Annotated in this window: 11 protein-coding genes; 2 read left to right on the forward strand and 9 right to left on the reverse strand. The window is 66.7% G+C overall.

Annotated features, from left to right (window positions below; genetic code table 11):
* Positions 1-158: 158 nt before the first annotated feature.
* Both M5D76_RS00445 and xylB read right to left on the reverse strand, forming a co-directional pair.
* Positions 159-848, reverse strand: coding sequence for a phosphoribosylanthranilate isomerase (locus tag M5D76_RS00445; RefSeq protein WP_248921444.1), 690 nt, complete (start codon positions 846-848; stop codon positions 159-161).
* A 9-nt stretch (positions 849-857) separates the two neighbouring features.
* Positions 858-2,336 (reverse strand): xylulokinase, encoded by a 1,479-nt coding sequence (gene xylB / locus M5D76_RS00450; RefSeq protein WP_248921445.1) that lies wholly within the window; start codon positions 2,334-2,336, stop codon positions 858-860.
* A gap of 314 nt (positions 2,337-2,650) precedes the next feature.
* Here xylB and M5D76_RS00455 point away from each other — a divergent pair, with 314 nt between their 5' ends.
* On the forward strand, positions 2,651-3,649 hold the full coding sequence (locus M5D76_RS00455) for a LacI family DNA-binding transcriptional regulator (protein ID WP_248921446.1): 999 nt from the start codon (positions 2,651-2,653) through the stop codon (positions 3,647-3,649).
* 200 nt (positions 3,650-3,849) lie between these two features.
* On the opposite strand, the gene M5D76_RS00460 is transcribed toward M5D76_RS00455, so the two are convergent.
* Complete coding sequence (locus tag M5D76_RS00460; protein ID WP_248921447.1) at positions 3,850-6,357, reverse strand: phosphoketolase family protein; 2,508 nt, start codon at positions 6,355-6,357, stop codon at positions 3,850-3,852.
* A gap of 427 nt (positions 6,358-6,784) precedes the next feature.
* Between M5D76_RS00460 and M5D76_RS00465 the strand changes: the two genes are divergently transcribed.
* Positions 6,785-7,810, forward strand: coding sequence for an aldose epimerase family protein (locus tag M5D76_RS00465; protein ID WP_248921448.1), 1,026 nt, complete (start codon positions 6,785-6,787; stop codon positions 7,808-7,810).
* A 135-nt stretch (positions 7,811-7,945) separates the two neighbouring features.
* Here M5D76_RS00465 and M5D76_RS00470 read toward each other — a convergent pair whose 3' ends face one another.
* The 6 genes from M5D76_RS00470 to M5D76_RS00495 all read right to left on the reverse strand — a co-directional run bounded on the left by M5D76_RS00470 (position 7,946) and on the right by M5D76_RS00495 (position 18,185).
* The gene (locus M5D76_RS00470) at positions 7,946-11,155 is read right to left on the reverse strand and encodes an InlB B-repeat-containing protein (protein ID WP_248921449.1); all 3,210 of its coding nucleotides are present in this window, start codon (positions 11,153-11,155) and stop codon (positions 7,946-7,948) included.
* 328 nt (positions 11,156-11,483) lie between these two features.
* The gene (locus tag M5D76_RS00475; RefSeq protein ID WP_248921450.1) at positions 11,484-13,091 is read right to left on the reverse strand and encodes a xylulokinase; all 1,608 of its coding nucleotides are present in this window, start codon (positions 13,089-13,091) and stop codon (positions 11,484-11,486) included.
* A gap of 81 nt (positions 13,092-13,172) precedes the next feature.
* Positions 13,173-14,669: an L-arabinose isomerase gene (gene araA, locus M5D76_RS00480; protein ID WP_248921451.1), complete on the reverse strand. Its 1,497-nt coding sequence runs from the start codon at positions 14,667-14,669 to the stop codon at positions 13,173-13,175.
* Between the two features lie 63 nt (positions 14,670-14,732).
* Positions 14,733-15,713, reverse strand: a complete 981-nt coding sequence (locus M5D76_RS00485) for an ABC transporter permease (RefSeq protein WP_248921452.1) — start codon at positions 15,711-15,713, stop codon at positions 14,733-14,735.
* A 12-nt stretch (positions 15,714-15,725) separates the two neighbouring features.
* Positions 15,726-17,219: a sugar ABC transporter ATP-binding protein gene (locus M5D76_RS00490; protein ID WP_248921453.1), complete on the reverse strand. Its 1,494-nt coding sequence runs from the start codon at positions 17,217-17,219 to the stop codon at positions 15,726-15,728.
* A 15-nt stretch (positions 17,220-17,234) separates the two neighbouring features.
* Positions 17,235-18,185, reverse strand: coding sequence for an ABC transporter permease (locus M5D76_RS00495; RefSeq protein ID WP_248921454.1), 951 nt, complete (start codon positions 18,183-18,185; stop codon positions 17,235-17,237).
* Between the last annotated feature and the right edge of the window lie 28 nt (positions 18,186-18,213).

Consider the following 18,213-nt stretch of genomic DNA (forward strand, 5'->3'; position numbering starts at 1 on the left):
GAGCGGCCCCATCCTCACTCGTCTGTCAGCCGGGGCTACAGCCCGTACCAGCCGATGCCCTCGTCCTGCCAGCTGAGCCCCACGAGCAGGGTGCGCGTTCGTCACGCGCGGACGCGCTTGCGGCGCGGCGCTCGCGACATCCGCACGGTCGTGCGGGTCTAGTGGGTCTCGTCTCCGGCGCGGGCGACGGGCGACCCGCCGGCGGCCTCGACCGCGGCCGCGATCTTCTCGGCGGACTTGAACCCGTTATGCTCGATGCCCGTGTCGAGGTCGACGCCCCAGGGGCGGATCATCTGAACGGTGCGCGCGAGGTTGTTGGGCGTGAGGCCGCCCGAGAGGATGAAGGGGCGCCTGACCTGGCGGATGAGCGCGAGGTCGCGGCGGTTGAGGAGGTACCAGGAGCCCTTGAGCAGGACGATGTCGGCGGCGCTCTGGTTGGCGCGCTCGACGGCGGCGGGGCCGTCGAGGCGGATGCGCTGGCAGATGGGGACGTCGACGAGGTTGCGCATGAGCGAGATGTAGGAGTTGTCCTCGCTGCCGCCGAGCTCGACGAGGTCGAGCACCGTGTCGGCGAGCTCGGCGACCATGCCGAGAGGCTGGTCGAAGAAGAGGCCGACGGCCGGGATGGCGGGGTCGAGCTCGCGGACGAGCGCGGCCAAGCGGTCGCGCTCGACGTTGCGGCGCGAGTAGGAGAGGTTGACCGTGAACCCGCAGAGGTCGGGGTGGGCGGCGTTGACGGCGGCGATGTCGCGCTCGAGGAACATGCCCGTGAGCATGACGCGCGTGCGCGGGCTGGGGTCCGCGAGCATTTCGCGCATGACGGGCGTCGAGGCATGCCGGTTGAACATGGTGACCCCTTAGAGGATCTGCTGGTAGAAGTCCTTTATTGCCGGGTAGAGGCTATGCCACACATTGTAGCGCCCCTGATAGAGCGTGATGATCTGGCGGTTGGGCATGACGAGGTCGTCCTCCATGCGCACGAGCGCGTCAGCCGCGCTGGCGACGTCCGGGAAGAGGCCCGAGGTGACGCTCGCGAGGATTGCGGCGCCGAGGGCGGGCGACTGCTCGGTCGTGGGGACCTGCAGCGGGATGCCGAGGACGTCCGCCATGATGGCGCGCCAGAGCGGGCTGTTGGCGCCGCCGCCGCAGATTGAGGTCTCGAGGACCTGGATCTCCTCGGAGCGGACGACGTTGAGGCAGTCGTTGAGCGCGTAGGCGACGCCCTCGAGGACAGCCTGGGTCATGTCGGCGCGGCTCGTGTCAATGCGCATGCCGAGGAAGGCCGCACGGGCGCGGGGGTCGTTGTGCGGCGTGCGCTCGCCCATGAGGTAGGGCAGGAAGTAGACGTCGTTGTGGCCGAGGTGGCCGCCCTGGACGCGGGCCTGCTCGGCCTCGTAGTCGGTCGCGCCGAGGATGTCGTCCATCCACCAGGAGTTGCATCCGGCCGCCGTGAGGATGCAGCCCATGAGGTTGAAGCCGCCATCGGCGGAGCAGAAGCTGTGCAGGGCGTTGCGCCTGTCGGTGAAGTAGCCGTCGGTGGTCACGAGCATCGTGCCGGCGGTGCCGAGGACGATGTTGCAGCGGCCCGGGCCGACCGTGCCGGTGCCGACGGCGGCCGACGCGTTGTCGCCGGCGCCCGCGCAGACCTTGACGGTAGGCGGCAGGCCGAGCTCGGAGGCTACCTCGGGGAGGATCTCGCCGATGGTCTCCCAACTCTCGAAGAGCTGGGGCATGTAGGCCTCGCGCAGGCCGCAGATGCTGAGCATGGGCTTGCTCCAGCACTTGTGCTCGACGTCGAGCAGGAGCGTTCCCGAGGCGTCGGAGTAGTCGGTGGAATGGACGCCCGTGAGGCGGAAGTTGACGTAGTCCTTCGGCAGCATCACCTTGCGGATGCGGGCGAAGTTGACCGGCTCCTCCTCGCGCATCCACAGGAGCTTGGGTGCCGTGAAGCCGGTATAGGGACGGTTGCCCGTCTGCTCGGAGATGAAAGCCTCGCCCACCTCGCGCTCGAGGTAGCTCACCTGGTAGCGCGTGCGGCTGTCGTTCCAGAGGATCGCGGGACGAATCACCTCGTCCTTCTCGTCGAGGACCACCAGGCCGTGCATCTGCCCGCAGGCGCCGATGGCGCAGACCTCGCCCGCGTCGACGCCCTCGAGCAGCTCTCGCACGCCCGAGCGGACGCTCTCCCACCACATGGCGGGATCCTGCTCGCTCCAACCGGGCTCGGGATAAGCCGTCCGCTGCGACCTGCTCGTGACCTTGAGGACCCTCCCCTCGGCGTCCATGAGAAGGCACTTCGTGGCTGACGTCCCGATGTCCAGTCCGATGAAGAGCATGGGTCACCTCTCTCGCAAGGCATGGCAGGTTCCGCGTCTTGCACGGATGCGCCGACGCGGCCATCAACTCCCCATGGTATCCCCGGCGGCGGCGCGAGGGGCGATGCGATAGACGAGTGGCGCAGGGGTTTTGGCGGGAGTTCACGAGGCGCCTAAACCGTTTAGAAACAGCCGAGCAATGCGTACTACCATCCCCCGATAATGAGTGACCGTTCACACAAAAATCTCGCGCACATCCTGCTGCTTCATGATTCTTGGTTTAAAACTCATGTAAACACGTACCCCTAGAATTTCGTAAACAGAGGAGACAGATTTTGAAGGTCGGAGTTCGAGACATCAGCCGCAAGACGGGGTTCTCGCCCGCCACGGTCTCCAACGCGCTCAACCGCAAGCGCGGCGTCAGCAAGCAGACTGCAGAGATCATCCTGCAGGCCGCGCAGGAGCTTGGCTACCAGCGCCCCTCGCGCCTCAACCGCATCCAGTTCGTCGTCGCCCGCAAGAGCGGCAAGGTCCTCGACGAGAGCGACTTCCACCCCGCCGTCGTCGACGGCGTCGAGCGGGAGGCCGAGAAGCACGGGCTGCCGACCACCTACATCACCATCGACCTCTCCGACCCCGCTGCCATGAGGCGCATGCGGGACATGTGCCGCGACCCGACCGGAGGCATCGTCCTTCTCGGCACCGAGATGGACGAGGAGGACTACAAGGCCTTCTACGACTCCGCCGCGCCCCTCGTCGTGGTCGACGGCTGGTGCAAGCACAGCTTCATGGAGTCGATCGTGATCTCCAACGAGAACTCCGCCTACAACGCCATGCACTACCTCATCAAGAAGGGCCACCGCAAGATCGGCTACATCCAGGGCAAGTCGCAGATCCGCAACTTCCCCCTGCGCGAGCGCGGGTGCCGCCTGGCGCTCGACGAGGCCGGGCTCACCTTCGACGAGGAGTTCCGCGTCACCCTGGGCACGACCGTCCGCACCGCCTACGCGGACGCCAAGGAGTGGATCAGCACCAAGCCCAAGCTCCCGACGGCGTTCTTCGCCGAGAACGACGTGCTCGCCTGCGGCGCCATGCGCGCCCTCATCGAGGCGGGCTACCGCGTGCCCGAGGACGTCTCGTTCATCGGCTTCGACGACCTGCCCGTCGCCACGGTCATGCTCCCCGCGCTCACGACCATCCACGTACCCAAGCACGACATCGGCAAGATGGCGGTGCGCAAGCTCATCGAGCAGGTCAAGCACCCCCAGCCCTACACGTGCACCACGCACATCTCGACGACCTTCATCGAGCGAGACAGCGTCTGCGAGCGATAGGCGCAAACACATAGCTCCCTCCCCTGGGCGGCGTCGACGAGAGTCGGCGCCGCCTTTGCGTGCGCGGGGACTGTCCGGGACGCGGGCGGCAACGTGTAGCGAGCCCGAAAAAATGGGAGGGGAGGGACCGTCTGGCCCCTCCCCTCCCTGCAAGGAACATGCGTGCGAGGAACTTGGGTGCACGCTATAGGCGAGTGAGACTACTCGTCGTTGTCGCCGCCCGTGGAGGACATGGCAGCAGCGCTGTTGTCCTGCGTGCCGGCGACGTCACGCCAGCACCACTCGGTGAAGCGCGGGTGGTCGTAGCCGTTCTCGACCGCGAACGTGAAGGCCTCGTCGCGGAAGGCGCGCCACTCGGCGATCTTCTCGGCGTACTTCTTGGCGTCCACGAGCTCGAGGGCGTGGGACGCGAGCGCCCAGCGGTCCATCTCGTTGAGGCGAAGCATGTCGAAGGGCGTGGTGGTGGAGCCCTCCTCCATGTAGCCGTGGACGTGGAAGTTGTCGTGGCCCGGACGGTTGTAGATGAGGCCGTGGATCGTGTGGGCGTAGGCGTGGAAGGCGAAGAGCACCGGCACGTCCTTGCCGAAGAGCTTGGTGAAGCGGGCGTCGCTGATGGCGGCGTCGTTCTCGTCGGCGTTCTGGATCGCGAGGAGCTTGACGACGTTGACGAACTTCACCTTGAGGCCCATGTCCTGCAGAGCGTCGGAGGCGGCGAGCATCTCGAGCGTCGGCACGTCACCGCAGGTGGCGAGCACGATGTCAGGCTTCTCGCCCGAGGCGCAGTTGCCGGCCCAGGTCCACTCGGCGACACCCTCGGCGAGCTCCTTCTTGGCGTCGTCGATGGTCTGGAAGGTGGGGGCAGGCTGCTTGCCCGCGAAGATCGCGTTGATCTTGTTCGTGGACTTGTAGGCCTCCTCGCCGACCGCGAGCAGCATGTTGGCGTCGGCCGGGTAGTAGATCTCGACGACGTGGTCGTTGTGGAAGTTCTTGTTCAGCAGCAGGTCGACGAAGCCGGGGTCCTGGTGCGAGAAGCCGTTGTGGTCCTGGCGCCAGACGTGGCTGGTGAGCAGGATGTTGAGGCTGGCGATGGGCTTGCGCCAGGGGATGTGGCGCACGGTCGCCTCGAGCCACTTGGCGTGCTGGTTGACCATGGAGTCGACGACGTGCACGAAGGACTCATAGGTACTCCACACGCCGTGGCGGCCGGTGAGCAGGAAGCCCTCGAGAAGGCCCTCGCACTGGTGCTCGGAGAGCTGCTCGATGACGGAGCCCGAGCTGGAGAGGAAGGAGTCGTTCTCCTCGTCGCCGTTGAAGCCGGCGTTCCACTGCTTGTCGGTCAGGCGGTAGGCGGCCTGGAGACGGTTCGAGGCGGTCTCGTCGGGACCGAAGACGCGGAAGTTCGTGAAGTTGAGCTTCATGACGTCGGCGGTGTACTGGCCGAAGACGCGCGAGGCCTCGGTCATGCCGTAGCCGTGGCCGTGGCCCTTGACGTCGATCTCGTAGTCGTGGATGTCGGGCAGCTCGAGGTCGGTGCGCTGGATGCCGCCGTTGGCGTTGGGGTTGGCGCCCAGGCGCAGGTCGCCCTCAGGCATGAACTCGGTGACCTCGGGGCGAAGCGTGCCGTTCTCGTCCCAGAGCTCCTCGGGCTTGTAGGAGCGCAGCCAGCCGCGGAGCACGCGGAAGTGCTCGTGGGTGTCCTTGGCGCTCACCAGGGGCACCTGGTGCGCACGCCAGGAGTCCTCGGTCTTCTTGCCGTCGATGAACTTCGGGCAGGTCCAGCCCTTGGGGGTCTTGAAGACGATCATCGGGTACTCGGGACGGGCGGTCTCGCCGGCAAGCGCGCGCCACTTGATGTCGCAGATCTCGTTGAAGACCTGCTCGAGCAGGGCGGCGAAGCGACGGTGGATCGAGATGACGCTCTCGTCGTCGAAGCCGGCCGTGAAGGTGTAGGGGTGGTAGCCCATGCCGCGGAAGAACTCGTTGCGCTCCTCGTCGGAGATGCGCGCGAGGATCGTCGGGTTGGCGATCTTGTAGCCGTTGAGGTGCAACACCGGCAGGACGATGCCGTCGGTGAGCGGGTTCAGCAGCTTGTTGGTCTGCCAGGACGTGGCAAGCGGGCCGGTCTCGGCCTCGCCGTCGCCGACGACCGCGAACGCGAGGAGGCTCGGGTTGTTGAGAACCGCGCCGTAGGCGTGGGAGAGCGTGTAGCCGAGCTCGCCGCCCTCGTGGATGGAGCCGGGGGTCTCGGGCGCGAAGTGGCTGGGGATGCCGCCGGGGTAGGAGAACTGGCGGAAGAACTTCTGGAGGCCGGCCTCGTCATCGGTGATGTCGGGACGGATCTCGCGATAGGTGCCGTCAAGCAGCGACTGCGAGGTGCCCGCAGGTCCGCCGTGGCCCGGTCCCATGAAGAACACGACGCTCTGGCCGTGGTCGTGGATGAAGCGGTTGACGTGGCCCATCAGGAAGTTCAGGCCCGGGGTGGTGCCCCAGTGGCCGACGAGACGGTGCTTGACGTCCTCGCGGCCGAAGTCGCGGACGTTACCGCTGGCGTCCTTGAAGTCGGAGCGCATCAGCGGGTTGCTGCGCAGGTAGATCTGGCCGACGGACATGTAGTTAGCAGCACGCCAGTACTTGTCGACCCAGGCGACCTCCTCCTCCGAGACGGGGAAGTCGAGCTTCTTCCATGGGGTACCCAAATCCTCAGTCATCTGAACTCCCTTACCAAAAACGTTTACCTAACACGACGTGGGTACGTCGCACTTTCCTCTAGCACAACAATATGCGAATAAACTGCGCAAACGGGTGTTTACTCCGCCAGTGGACATGTTTATATGGCCGTTTAGCAAATTTATTTTTTAAACCGCAGCTTAACGGCTTAAATGACCTCATTTGTATAGACATTTGTGTACGAGTTAAAACACCTTTCACCGATTTTGCCTTGGATTTACGCTGATTCCGTTTTGACCCTGTTTACGCCCACGTCACGACCCGTCCCGAAGTCCCGCGCTACCGCCTGACGCCACCCGCGGCGACCACGTCGCCGAATAGCCGCTCCCCACGCACGCGGCTTGGCTATCGTTAGAAGGCGAACAGAATTGCGCCGCACGGCGCACCACGGCACGTTTGGAGGAGAGCATGGCATGTTCCATCACCTCGTTCGGCACGACGGAAACCGGTAGGGAGGCGCACCTCTACACCCTCGAGAACGAGGCGGGCATGAGCGTCACCCTCACCGACATGGGGGCCTGCGTCGTCAGCGTCCGCGTCCCCGACGCGCACGGCGGTCGCCCCGACGTCTGCCTCGGCTACGACGGACTCGCCGACTACGAGCACAACGGCGCCTGCTTCGGCGCGCTCGTCGGCCGCAACGCGAACCGCATCGCCGGCGCCTCCTTTGAGCTCGGCGGCACGACCTGCCGCCTCGCCGCCGTCGAGAAGGGCAACAGCCTTCACTCCGGGCCCCACATGTACTTCGAGCGACTCTGGACGGCCAGCCGCACCACCGACGACTCCGTCACCTTCAACCTCGTGAGCCGCCGGGGCGACCAGGGCTTCCCCGGCGCCGTCGACGTCAACGTGACCTACACGCTCACCGCCGACAACCAGCTCCGCGTCTCCTACGAGGCCACCCCCGACGACAAGACGATCATCAACCTGACCTGCCACGCGTACTGGAACCTCAACGGCCACGCGTCGGGCTCCGTCCTCGACCACACCTTCCAGCTCGAGGCCGACGCCTACACCCCCACGCGCGACGACCTCATCCCCACCGGCGAGATCGCGCCGGTCGAGGGCACGTCGTACGACTTCCGCACGCCCAAGCGCCTCGGCGACGACATCGCCGAGGTCCCCGGCGGCTACGACACCAACTTCGTCCTCAAGAACGGCGAGCGCCTCGAGCGCGCCTGCACGCTCGTCGGCAACCGCACGGGCATCGCCCTCGACGTACTCACCGACTCGCCGGGCCTGCAGGTCTACACCGCCGGCGGCCTCGACTGCCTCGGCCGCGACGGCGTCCACTACGGCAACTTCGACGGCGTCGCCCTCGAGACCCAGTTCTTCCCCGACGCGATCCACCACAAGAACTTCCCGCAGCCCGTCTACGACAAGGGCCACGCCTTCAGGTTCACCACGGTCTTCGCGTTCAGGGTCGAGGCCTAGCCACGCCGCAAGCATCCGCGCAGCACCCTGCCCACGCGGCCGAGAAGAGCGACAACCAGGAGGCGCGCCGGATTCGGCGCGCCCCTCCCCCATGTCGGCCTTGTGTCTCGCGATCGCCTCGATCGCAGGTCGCGTCTACGCAAGCGGCAGCCACGCGAACAGCCACCCGAGCGGGTCGCCCGTCTCGGGCAGGGCCGCAGCCCGAGGCGACTCGCGCCCCGCAGGCGCCGACGAGCCGGATGCCACGCTCGTCTCGGCGGCGGGATCGTCCGGGAGCTTGTGCCACTGGGCGTAGAGCACGACCTGGTAGCCCGGCTCGGCGAGGTCCGTAACCGACTGGCCGGGCGCGAAGGACGCTCCCGTGCCGTCGGGCGCCGTGTTCCAGCCCGCGAACGCGTAGCCGTCGCGCGCGAAGGCGCAGGCGTCGAGGGGCGTGGGCGCGTGCTCGGGCGCGAGCTGGACGCCCATGGCACCCGCGCCGCCGTTCGCGTCGAACGCGATGAAGTACTGGTAGGGGCCGGCCCACAGGGCGCTCGCCACGAAGTCGGGCGCGTCGGAGGCGGCGGGCCTGAGCGTGACGGCGTCGCCGGGGCGGCCCATGCTCCAGCCGGCGAAGCGCCAGCCGTCGCGCTCGAAGGCGTTGGCCGGCAGCACGAACGTGAGGGGCGTGAGCGCGCCCGAGGCGTTCATGCGCTGGACGTCGGCCTGGGGCTCGACCTCGCCCGCGGTCGCGCCGGCCCCGTCGAAGGAGAGCGTGACGTCGCGGTTGTACAGGCCGAAGAACGTCGTGACCGACTGCGGGGTGAACGTGGTGCCCGCGCCGACGTCGGCCGCGCTCGCGGCGACCCTGCTGCCGAGCCAGCCGATGGAGCGCCAGCCGTCGACGTCGACGAGGCGCGGCGCCGCGATGGCCTGGTCGCTCGCGCGGTCGGAGAGCTGGGGCACGCTCGTGGCGGAGGCGTCGTCGGCCTGGCCCGAGAGGGCGGACGAGCCCGAGACGAACGTGATGTCGCGCACCCAGAGCGCGTGGAAGTCGATCGTGCCCGTGCCGGTCGAGAGGTTCTGGATCTGCGCGCCGTCCTCGAACTCGACCGCGAGCTCGTCGTCCTCGCGCCAGCCGGCGAAGCGCCAGCCCTCGCGCTCGAGACCGAGCTCGGCGGCCGTCATGAGCCGCTTGGGCGCATCGTTGTAGACGAAGGACTGCACGCCCTTCTCGGCGTCGCCGTCCTTGAGGCTGATGCGGTAGACGTTGGCGGACCACTTGGCAAAGACCGTGGTGTCGCTCACGATCTCGGTCGCGAAGTCGAACTCCTGGCCATCCTCGCACTCGGGGTCCGTGTACCAGCCGCCGAAGGTGTAGCCGGTCTCCACGGGGTCGGGCGGGCGCGTGGCCGTCTGACCGCTCTCGCCGAGCACGAGCCACTGCGGCTCGATGGCCTGGCCGTGGCCCTGCAGGTCGAAGGCGACGTAGGGAGACCAGAAGGCGAACAGCTCGACGGGCGCGGTCACGGGCGAGTCGAAGTCATAGGGGACGTAGGTGCCCGCCGACGTGGACCAGCCCTTGAACGACTTGCCGCCCGCAGAGGGGTCGGCCGGACGCGTGCTCTTCTCGCCCGAGACGACAGCCTGCTCGTCGGGCATGCCCGTGGCGTCGACGCCGTTCGAATCGAACGTGACGAGCGGGCGCCACTGCGCGTGGAGGGTGCAGGTGCCGCGCGAGAAGAGCCCGGCCTCGATGGTGCCGTCGTCGGCGATCGCGAGGTCGCCGCCCTCGGCGGCCGTGAAGTACCCCATGAAGCGGTATCCGGCGCGCGTGGGGACGTCGATCGAGGTCAGGGCGTCGGCGAGGCCGGAGACGGAGTAGGAGGCATAGTAGGCCTCGGACTGCGGGGCGGCATAGAGGGTCGGCGTGCCGGGGGCGTCCGCGGGGCCCGCGTCGAGCGTGACGACGCTCGCGAGGTAGGTGACGGACGCCGTGCCCGCGCCGGCGCCGCCACCGCGCGAGGTGGTGGCGACGACCACGCCGTCCACCACGACCGAGCCCGCGCCGCCGCCGTTGTCGACGAGCGTGCCGCCCATGAGCGCGGCGTTGATGAAGCCCGAGCCGCCCCCGCCCGTGCCGCGGTGGCGCTTGGGGTCGGGGCGAATGGAGTTGTAGCCGCCGAAGTAGCCGCCGCCACCGCCTCCTCCGCCGGCGTGGTTGCCGGAGGCGTTGACGCCGTTGACGCCCGTCTGGCCGAGGCCGCGTGCGTAGCCGAAGGTCTGCGTGCCGCCGTTGCTGACGCCCCAGGCGTTGCCGCCGGACAGGCCGCCGCCCGGGACGCGCTCGTTGTAGTCGTTGCGGGAGCCTCCGCCACCGCCGGCGACGAGGTAGAGGTCGTCGTCGGAGGGGATGTTGGCGAGCTCGGCTCTGACTTTGGCGACGTGGGTGGCGCCACCGCCGCCCGCGCCGTGCGTGTACTCGCCGTGGCGCGCGCCGCCGGTGCCGCCGCCGTTGGCGCCGCCGGCACCGCGCCTGCTGGCGTTGCCCTCGCCTCCCTCGCCGGCGAGGCAGGCAAAGATGGTCGTGGGCTCGAGGCGGATGACGGCGCTCGTGGTGCCGCCCTGCCCGCCGTTGGCGGTGATATTGCCGTTGCGGACGTTGCCGCCCTTCCCGCCGGTGATGCTGATGGCGTAGAGGGCGTCGTCGGCGAGGGTGATGCTGTTCTGCGTGCCGCCCGCCGCGGAGGACCAGGAGGTCGCGTCGGCGCGGGAGAGCGTGACGGACTCGCCCTCCGTTACGGCCTGGGGCGCGAGGTCGACGTCGACCTGGGGCTCGAGGGCGCAGTCGTCGGCCGCGGGCGCGTCGGGATCGGGGTCGGGATCAACGATTGCGTCCGGGTCGGTGTCGGCGGCCCGGTCGGCCTGGGCGCCGAGCTCGGTCGCGATGCCCGCGGCGGCGGGCGCCATCTGGTCGGCGAGGTCCGCGAGATCGGAGGAGGGGGCGTCGGGACCAGTGGCGTCGGGGCCCGGGTCGGCAGTGTCGTCGGGAGCCTGGCCGGGGGCGACAGGGTCGCCGGCGTCAGCCGGGACGGCCGGCTGCCCGAGGGCGTCGCCCTTCTCGCCCTGCGGATCGTCTGTCGGCGCGTCCGGCGCGCCTGTCGTGACGGAGGCGTCGTCGGTCGGGACGGCGTCTGCGGGGACGGGGTCGGCCGGCTCGTCCGCAGCGCTCGCGGCGTCGGCCGTGGGCTGCGGCGCAATGGCGTCGGCCGCGGCCGCGACGCCGGGCTGCGGGAGGAGTCCCGCTACGAGAACGAGGGCCAGCAGCGTCGCGCGGACCCCATCATGTCTGGTGGAACGTCTCATGTACTGTACCCTAGCCTTTGCTCGACATAAGGAAGTACCAGGATGGTAACCCGTTTGTGGCAGGTAAATGCCCTGCTAGCCATTGCATTTCGGCGAGAGTTGCCATATGACAGCGAGCGAGGGGGCATGCGAGCGATGTATGCCGGCGGCGCGGCGACTGCAGGCGAGCGAGGCCCGTTGGCACCAAAGAAAGGGCGGGGACCGCGATGCGGTCCCCGCCCATGGGCTTGGCGGAAGGGGGCGCGTCCCTGTCCGCCAGGAAGGTCTCTGTCCAGGCGCCTCGGGTGTGCGCGGCCCGAGACGCCGTGGTACCGAAGATGGTCGCGACCTAGGCGAAGCTCTTCTCGGCTGCCTTCTCGGCCTCGTTGGCCTGCTTGAAGGAGGAGAGGAAGGCCTTGTAGCCCGCCACGTCGTCGGCGTCGGGCGCGAGCGTCGTGCCCTCCATGCCGGCGAAGACGCGGTCGTTCAGGAAGTCGGCGAGGGTCTCGCCGTCGGCCTTGTTGAGCATGTAGGACGCGGCGACGGCCTGGCCCCATGCGCCGCCCTCGCCGGCCGTGGCCATGACGGTCACGGGCGCGTCGAGCGCCGCGGCGAGCAGGCTCTGGGCGACCTTCGGGGTCTTGAAGATGCCGCCGTGGCCGTAGAGCTTGTCGATCTTGACGTCCTGCGCGCGCAGGGCCTCGTTACCCGCGGCAAGCGCGCCGAAGGCCGCCATGATGTTCATGCGCATGAAGTTCGCGATCGTGAACTTGGCGTTCTGCCTGCGGACGAAGAGCGGGTAGCCGGTCTGGACGCCCATGACGGTCTCGCCGGAGATGAACGGCAGCGACACCAGGCCGCCGGCGTCCTTGTCGCCGGTGAGCGCCTCGTTGAAGAGCTTGACGTAGATGTCGCCCTTGTCGACGGGCTGCCCCATCACGCGGGAGTAGTCGGCGAGGAGGTCGACCCAGTCGTTGATGTCGGAGGTGCAGTTGTTGCAGTGGACCATCGCGACGGGGTCGCCGACCGGCGTGGTGACGAGGTCGATCTCGGGGCTCGTGGAGTCCTTGAGGGCGTGCTCGAGCACGACCATCGAGAAGACCGAGGTGCCAGCCGAGACGTTGCCGGTGCGCTGCGCGACCGAGTTGGTGGCGATCATGCCGGTGCCGGCGTCGCCCTCGGGCGGGCAGAGCGGGCATCCCGGCTCGAGGTCGCCCGCGGGGTCGAGAAGAGCCGCGCCCTCGGCAGTGAGGTGGCCGGCGACCTCGCCCGCCACGAGCACCTTGGGCAGCAGGTCCTCGACCTTCCAGGAGACGCCCTTGGAGGCGACGAGCTCGTCGAAGGCGGCGAGCATGGAGGCGTCGTAGTCCTTGGTGGTGGAGTCGATCGGGAACATGCCCGAGGCGTCGCCCACGGAGAGGACCTTCTCGCCCGTCAGCTTCCAGTGGGCGTAGCCCGCCAGCGTGGTGAAGAAGTCGATGCTGGGCACGTGGGCCTCGCCGTCGAGGACGGCCTGGTAGATGTGGGAGACGCTCCAGCGCTCGGGGATGTGGAACTTGAAGAGCTCGGAGAGCTCGGAGGCAGCCCTGGTCGTGGTGGTGTTGCGCCAGGTGCGGAACGACACGAGGAGGTTGCCGGCCGCGTCGAGCGGCAGGTAGCCGTGCATCATGGCGGAGATGCCCATGGCGCCGACCTTCGTGAGGGTCACGCCGTACTTCTCGGCGACGTCGGCCTTGAGGGAGGCGTAGGCGGCCTGGATGCCGGAGATGAGCTCCTCCTCGGCGTAGGTCCAGTAGGTGCCGTCGAAGGTGTTCTCCCAGTCGAAGGTGCCGATGGCGATCGGGTTGTTGTCGGCGTCGTCGAGGACGGCCTTGATGCGCGTCGAGCCGTACTCGATGCCGAGCGTGGTCGCGCCGGACTCGATGTCCTGGATGATCTGCTCTTTGGTCTTAGCCATTGTGGTTTCGCTCCTAGAAAGAAGGCCGCGCCCCGATCGGAGCGCGGCCGGTATGACGTGCCTTGCCGAACGCGCTTGCGACTAGCGGTAGTAGACCTCGCCGAGCTTGAGGTCGCGCTGGAAGTCGCGCAGGTTGGTGTTGGCGTCGATCACGACGGGCTCGATGCCCATGGCCTCGGCCCAGTCGACCATCTGGTCGGCAGTGAGGTCATAGGAGAAGGCCGTGTGGTGCGCGCCGCCGGCGTAGATCCAGGCCGCGGTGCCGACCTTGAGGTTGGGACGCGGCTCCCAGAAGACGGTGCCGGTGGGCAGCATCGGCATGGGCTTCTCGACGGGCTTGCAGTCGACGTCCTGGATGATCAGGCGGAAGCGGTTGCCGAGGTCCACGAGGGAGGTGGCGATGGCGGGGCCGGTCTTGCCGGTGAAGATGAGGCGCGCGGGGTCCTCGCGGTCGCCCATGGACAGCGGCGTGGCGCGGATGGCGATGCGGCCGTCGGCGACGGAGGGGTCGACCTCGCTCATGTGGGACTCGAGGATGCCCTCCTTGCCCTTGACGAGGTTGTAGGTGTAGTCCTCCATGAGGGCGGAGCCCTTGGCGTCCTTCATGCCGGCGGTCATGACCTTCATGAGGCGAACCATGGCCGGGGTCTTCCAGTCGCCCTCGGGGCCGAAGCCGTAGCCCTTCTGCATGAGGCGCTGGATCGCGAGGGACGGCAGCTGCTTGAGGCCGCCGAGGTCGCCGAAGTGGTCGGAGAAGGCGTTGTAGTTGTGCTCCTCGAGGAAGCGCTCGATGCCGATCTCCTGGGCGGCCTGCACCTCGACGTGGCGACGGAACTCCTCGGGGTCGCGGCCGTCGAGGACGAGCTCGTAGGTGTCGTAGTACTCGTCGGCGAGTGCCTTGGCCTCGGCGTCGGTGACGGCGTCGACGTAGGGCACGAGGTCGTTGACGGGCCAGGCGTCGACGGTCCAGCCGAACTTGACGTGGGCCTCGACCTTGTCGCCGTCGGTCACGGCGACGTTACGCATGGTGTCGGCGAAGCGGCAGACGCGGATGTTGCGGCTCTCGTTGACGCCGACGGCGACGCGCATCCAGTCGCCGAGCTCCTTCTGGGCCTCAGCGTCCTTCCAGAAGCCGAAGACGACCTTGTGGTTCCAGCGCATGCGGGCGAAAATGTGCCCGAGCTCGCGCTCGCCGTGGGCGGCCTGGTTCTCGTTCATGAAGTCCATGTCGATGGTGTCGTAGGGGATCTCCTCGTTGTACTGCGTCGCGAACTGGCACAAGGGCTTCCGGAGGTCCTGCAGGCCCAGGATGTAGGACTTGGAGGGCGAGAAGGTGTGGGCCCAGGTGATGATGCCGGCGCACTCGGGGTCCATGTTGGCGGCGTTGAAGGTCTCCTGGATGACGTCGCTCGTGAGAAGGTTGGGCTTGACGACGACCTCGAAGGGGATGCTGTCGGAGGCGTTGAGGGCCTCGGCGACCTCGAGGGCGTGCTGATGGACGTGCTCGAGCACCTCGTCACCGTAGAGATCCTGGGTGCAGGGGCAGAGCCAGAACTTGTACTGCTTGATGTCTAGCATTGTGGTTCCTCCTAAATGGGGCGGAAAAGACGGGGCCGCCCGGAGGCGGCCCCGGAGAGAGTGCTACTTGATGACCTGGTTGCCCTCGCGGTCAGAGAAGATGGCGAGGAAGATCAGGAAGACGACGCCCATGACGAGCTGCTTGGGCGCGGCCTCGAAGCCCATCATCGACAGGCCGCGGTCGAGGATGCAGTAGGTCAGGACGCCCACGACGATGTTGGAGAAGCGAACCTTGGCGCCACCGGAGATGGGCAGGCCGCCGAGGACGAGGGCGAGCATGATCTGGGTCTCCATCATGTTGCCGCCGGTCGCGGTGACCGAGCCGTTGCGGATGGCGAGCACGAAGGCGGCGAAGCCGGTGATGGCACCCGCGGCGATGTAGACGAGCGTCTTGGTCTTCTGGACCTTGATGCCCGCGAAGCGAGCAGCGGTCTGGCCCGCGCCGATAGCCTTGAGGTTGCTTCCCAGCGGCGTGAAGGTGAAGACCAGGTAGAACACGACGAGGCAGACGATCGTGATGATCAGGAGCAGCGTCGGGTTGTTGAGGTCGGACTGGAGGTAGCCGGCGCCCTTGGCAGGCGAGTCAGTCGTCAGGAAGGCGACGACGCCGCGAAGCAGGAACATCATGCAGATCGTGACGATGAACGAGGCGATCTGCCTGCGGACGTGGAAGAACGCGTTGATTGCGCCGATGACCGCGCCGGTGAGGATGCCGCCGACGACGGCGAGGGCCGGGTTGATGTGCGACAGGTAGCACACCACGATGCAGCAGAGGCCGATCATCGAGCCCTGGGAGAAGTCGAGCGAGCCCATGGACATGATCATGAAGACGCCGATCGAGGAGATCATGAGCACGTAGGTCGAGTTCAGAATCAGGTTGATGTTCTTCGGCTGAACGATCCTGCCGCCCGTCGCGAATGCGAAGAACGCGAGAATCAGGACGAAGCCGATGACGGGTAGGACGGAGCGGATGTTGATCTTGCTCAGAATGCCCTTATCCTTGGCAAGCTCCTCCGACTCAGTGATGGTGTCGTTTTCAGTCATTCGTGTCGCCTCCTAAACCATCAGAGCGATGAGGTCTTGCTCAGTAAGCTCCTTGGAGCGCTGAAGCTCACCGTTGATCTTGTGGTCCTTCATGACAAGGATTCGGTCGCACATGCCGATGAGCTCCATGATCTCCTCGGAGATGACGAGAATGGCCTTGCCCTGCTTGCGCATCTCGTCCATGAGCGCATAGATGTCGGCCTTGACCTTGATGTCGATGCCGCGGGTCGGAGAGTCGAGCAGGAGGATCTCGGACTCGGCGCCGACCCAGCGCGCGAGGACGACCTTCTGCTTGTTGCCGCCGGAGAGAGCGGAGACGAACTGGTCGGTGTTGACCATCTTGACCGACATCAGCTCTGCGTACTCGTTGGCGAACTTCTTCTGCTTGCTCTTGGAGAGGGGCAGGCCCATCTTGCGAAGAGAAGGCAGCGTGATGTTGTCCTGGATGGTGTCGGCGATCAGCAGCGACTCGTTGTCACGGTCCTTGGACGCGTAGGCAATCGAGTGGTTGATGGCCGTGTTGATGTCGTTGATGGCGGTGCCGTCACCGAGCTCGACCTCGCCGGTGCGCTCGTAGGAGGCGCCGAAGAGGGCCTTGCCAACCTCGTGCATGCCGCACTCGGACAGGCCGCCGATGCCGAGGATCTCGCCCTTGTGCAGGTCGAGGGAGACCTCCTCGAGCTCGCCAGGAACCGAGACGTCCTTCATCGAAATGGCGACGTCGCCGGCAAGCGAGCCATCATAGTCCTCGCGGTAGTAGTGGTCGGACATCTCGCGACCGACCATGAGGGTCTTGAGCTGCTCCTCATCGACCTCGTCGGCGGAGACGGTGGTGATGTACTCGCCGTCACGCAGGATCGAGATCGTGTCGGACATCGAGAGGACCTCGGCCATGTCGTGGCTGATGAAGATGACCGTGCGGCCGTCCTCGCGGACCTTGTTCATGACGTTGAAGAGCTCGGCGCGGCCGTTCTGCGAGAGAGCCGTAGTGGTCTCGTCGACGACCAGGACCTTCGGGGCGAACCACGTCGACTTGACGATCTCGACGAGCTTGCGGTCCTCGAAGTTGTAGTTGTCGATGGGGTCGACCGCCTTGATGTAGTCGAGTCCGTAGCTGTCGAGCAGCTCCTGGGCCTTCTTGATCATCGCGCCGGTGTTCTTGATGCCGCCAGTGATGAACTGGTTCTCGTCACCGAGGAACATGTTCTCGGCGACGGTGAGGCCGTCGAGGGTGCCCTGCTCCTGGACGATGACGGCGGCGCCGTGGTGGTTGGCGTCAACCTGGTTCTTGGGGGCGATCTGCTCGCCATCAAGCTCGAAGGTGCCCTCACCGATGGAGATGATGCCCGTGAGCATGTTGGTGAACGTGGACTTGCCGGAGCCGTTCTCGCCGATGAGCGCGTGGATCTCGCCCTTGTAGAAGTCAAGGGAGACGTGGTCGACGGCGTGCGTGGGTCCGAACTGCTTGTCGATGCCCACGGCGTGAAGCATGATTTCCTTTGCCATTATTCTCTCCCTCCCTTACTTGACGACGGCGCCGTTGCGACGCTTGGTGGTCAGCGTGACGATGGCGAGCAGAGTCGCGCCGGTGACGATGTTGTTGACGGTGGTCGGCATGCCGAGGGCGACGAAGCCCGCGAAGATCATGGCGACGATGTACTCACCGATCAGGATCGAGACGACGGGGTGGCCGTACTTCTTGAAGGCCAGGCCGAAGAAGGTGCCCATCAGGGGCTGGAAGTTCAGCGCCTGGGAGAGCATGCCGGTCTGCGGGGTCTGAGCGGTGCCATAGCCGAGGTAGAGGATCGACATGATGCCCACGAAGGTGCCGCAGAGCGTGAAGGCGATCGCCTTGTACTTGTCGACGTTGACGCCCATGTTCTTGGCGACGAGCTCGTTGGCGCCGATGGCGTTGGTGTAGGTGCCGATCTTGGTGTAGTTCAGGATGAAGTAGCACAGGCCGAAGGCGATGAGCGCCACGATGAGGTTCCAGGGGTAGGCGCCGAAGAGCTTGAACGCGTTGTCGAGACGCGTGCCGTTCACGTCAGCGATGTAGACCGAGAAGCTCTCATAGATCAGCGAGAGGCCGGTCGTGACGATGATCGAGGGGATGTGCATCTTGATGTAGGCGATGCCGTTGCAGAGCCCCAGGACGACGCCGACGAGGATGGGGACCACGATGACCGCGACCCAGCCGGCCTGCGGGATGAGTGCGATGGTCGAGAGCTCTGCTGCAATCAGCATCGAGCCGATGGAGAAGTCGAACAGGCCCATGACGCAGATGAAGTACAGTCCGCATCCGCCGATGGCGTAGATGAGCGCGGTCTGCATGTAGGACAGAAGCTTGTCGGGCGCACCGAAGGTGGCAGGCGCACCGATCTTGAAGACCGCCCAGATCACGACGGAGATGACGAGAAGAAGGCCCACGCCATACCACTGGCTCTGCCTAGCCTTCTTGAGAAACGATTGCATGCATCGCTCCTTCCGTTTCGTTCCGCTC

The organism is Olsenella intestinalis (assembly GCF_023276655.1).
Taxonomy (GTDB): Bacteria; Actinomycetota; Coriobacteriia; order Coriobacteriales; family Atopobiaceae; genus Olsenella_J; species Olsenella_J intestinalis.

Bases quoted from the DNA above. Each gene is read 5' to 3' on its own strand.
- xylB (WP_248921445.1), bottom strand. From the start codon at position 2,336: ATGCTCTTCATCGGACTGGACATCGGGACGTCAGCCACGAAGTGCCTT.
- M5D76_RS00475 (WP_248921450.1), bottom strand. From the start codon at position 13,091: ATGGCTAAGACCAAAGAGCAGATCATCCAGGACATCGAGTCCGGCGCG.
- M5D76_RS00460 (WP_248921447.1), bottom strand. From the start codon at position 6,357: ATGACTGAGGATTTGGGTACCCCATGGAAGAAGCTCGACTTCCCCGTC.
- M5D76_RS00495 (WP_248921454.1), bottom strand. From the start codon at position 18,185: ATGCAATCGTTTCTCAAGAAGGCTAGGCAGAGCCAGTGGTATGGCGTG.
- M5D76_RS00490 (WP_248921453.1), bottom strand. From the start codon at position 17,219: ATGGCAAAGGAAATCATGCTTCACGCCGTGGGCATCGACAAGCAGTTC.
- M5D76_RS00470 (WP_248921449.1), bottom strand. From the start codon at position 11,155: ATGAGACGTTCCACCAGACATGATGGGGTCCGCGCGACGCTGCTGGCC.
- M5D76_RS00485 (WP_248921452.1), bottom strand. From the start codon at position 15,713: ATGACTGAAAACGACACCATCACTGAGTCGGAGGAGCTTGCCAAGGAT.
- araA (WP_248921451.1), bottom strand. From the start codon at position 14,669: ATGCTAGACATCAAGCAGTACAAGTTCTGGCTCTGCCCCTGCACCCAG.
- M5D76_RS00465 (WP_248921448.1), top strand. From the start codon at position 6,785: ATGGCATGTTCCATCACCTCGTTCGGCACGACGGAAACCGGTAGGGAG.
- M5D76_RS00445 (WP_248921444.1), bottom strand. From the start codon at position 848: ATGTTCAACCGGCATGCCTCGACGCCCGTCATGCGCGAAATGCTCGCG.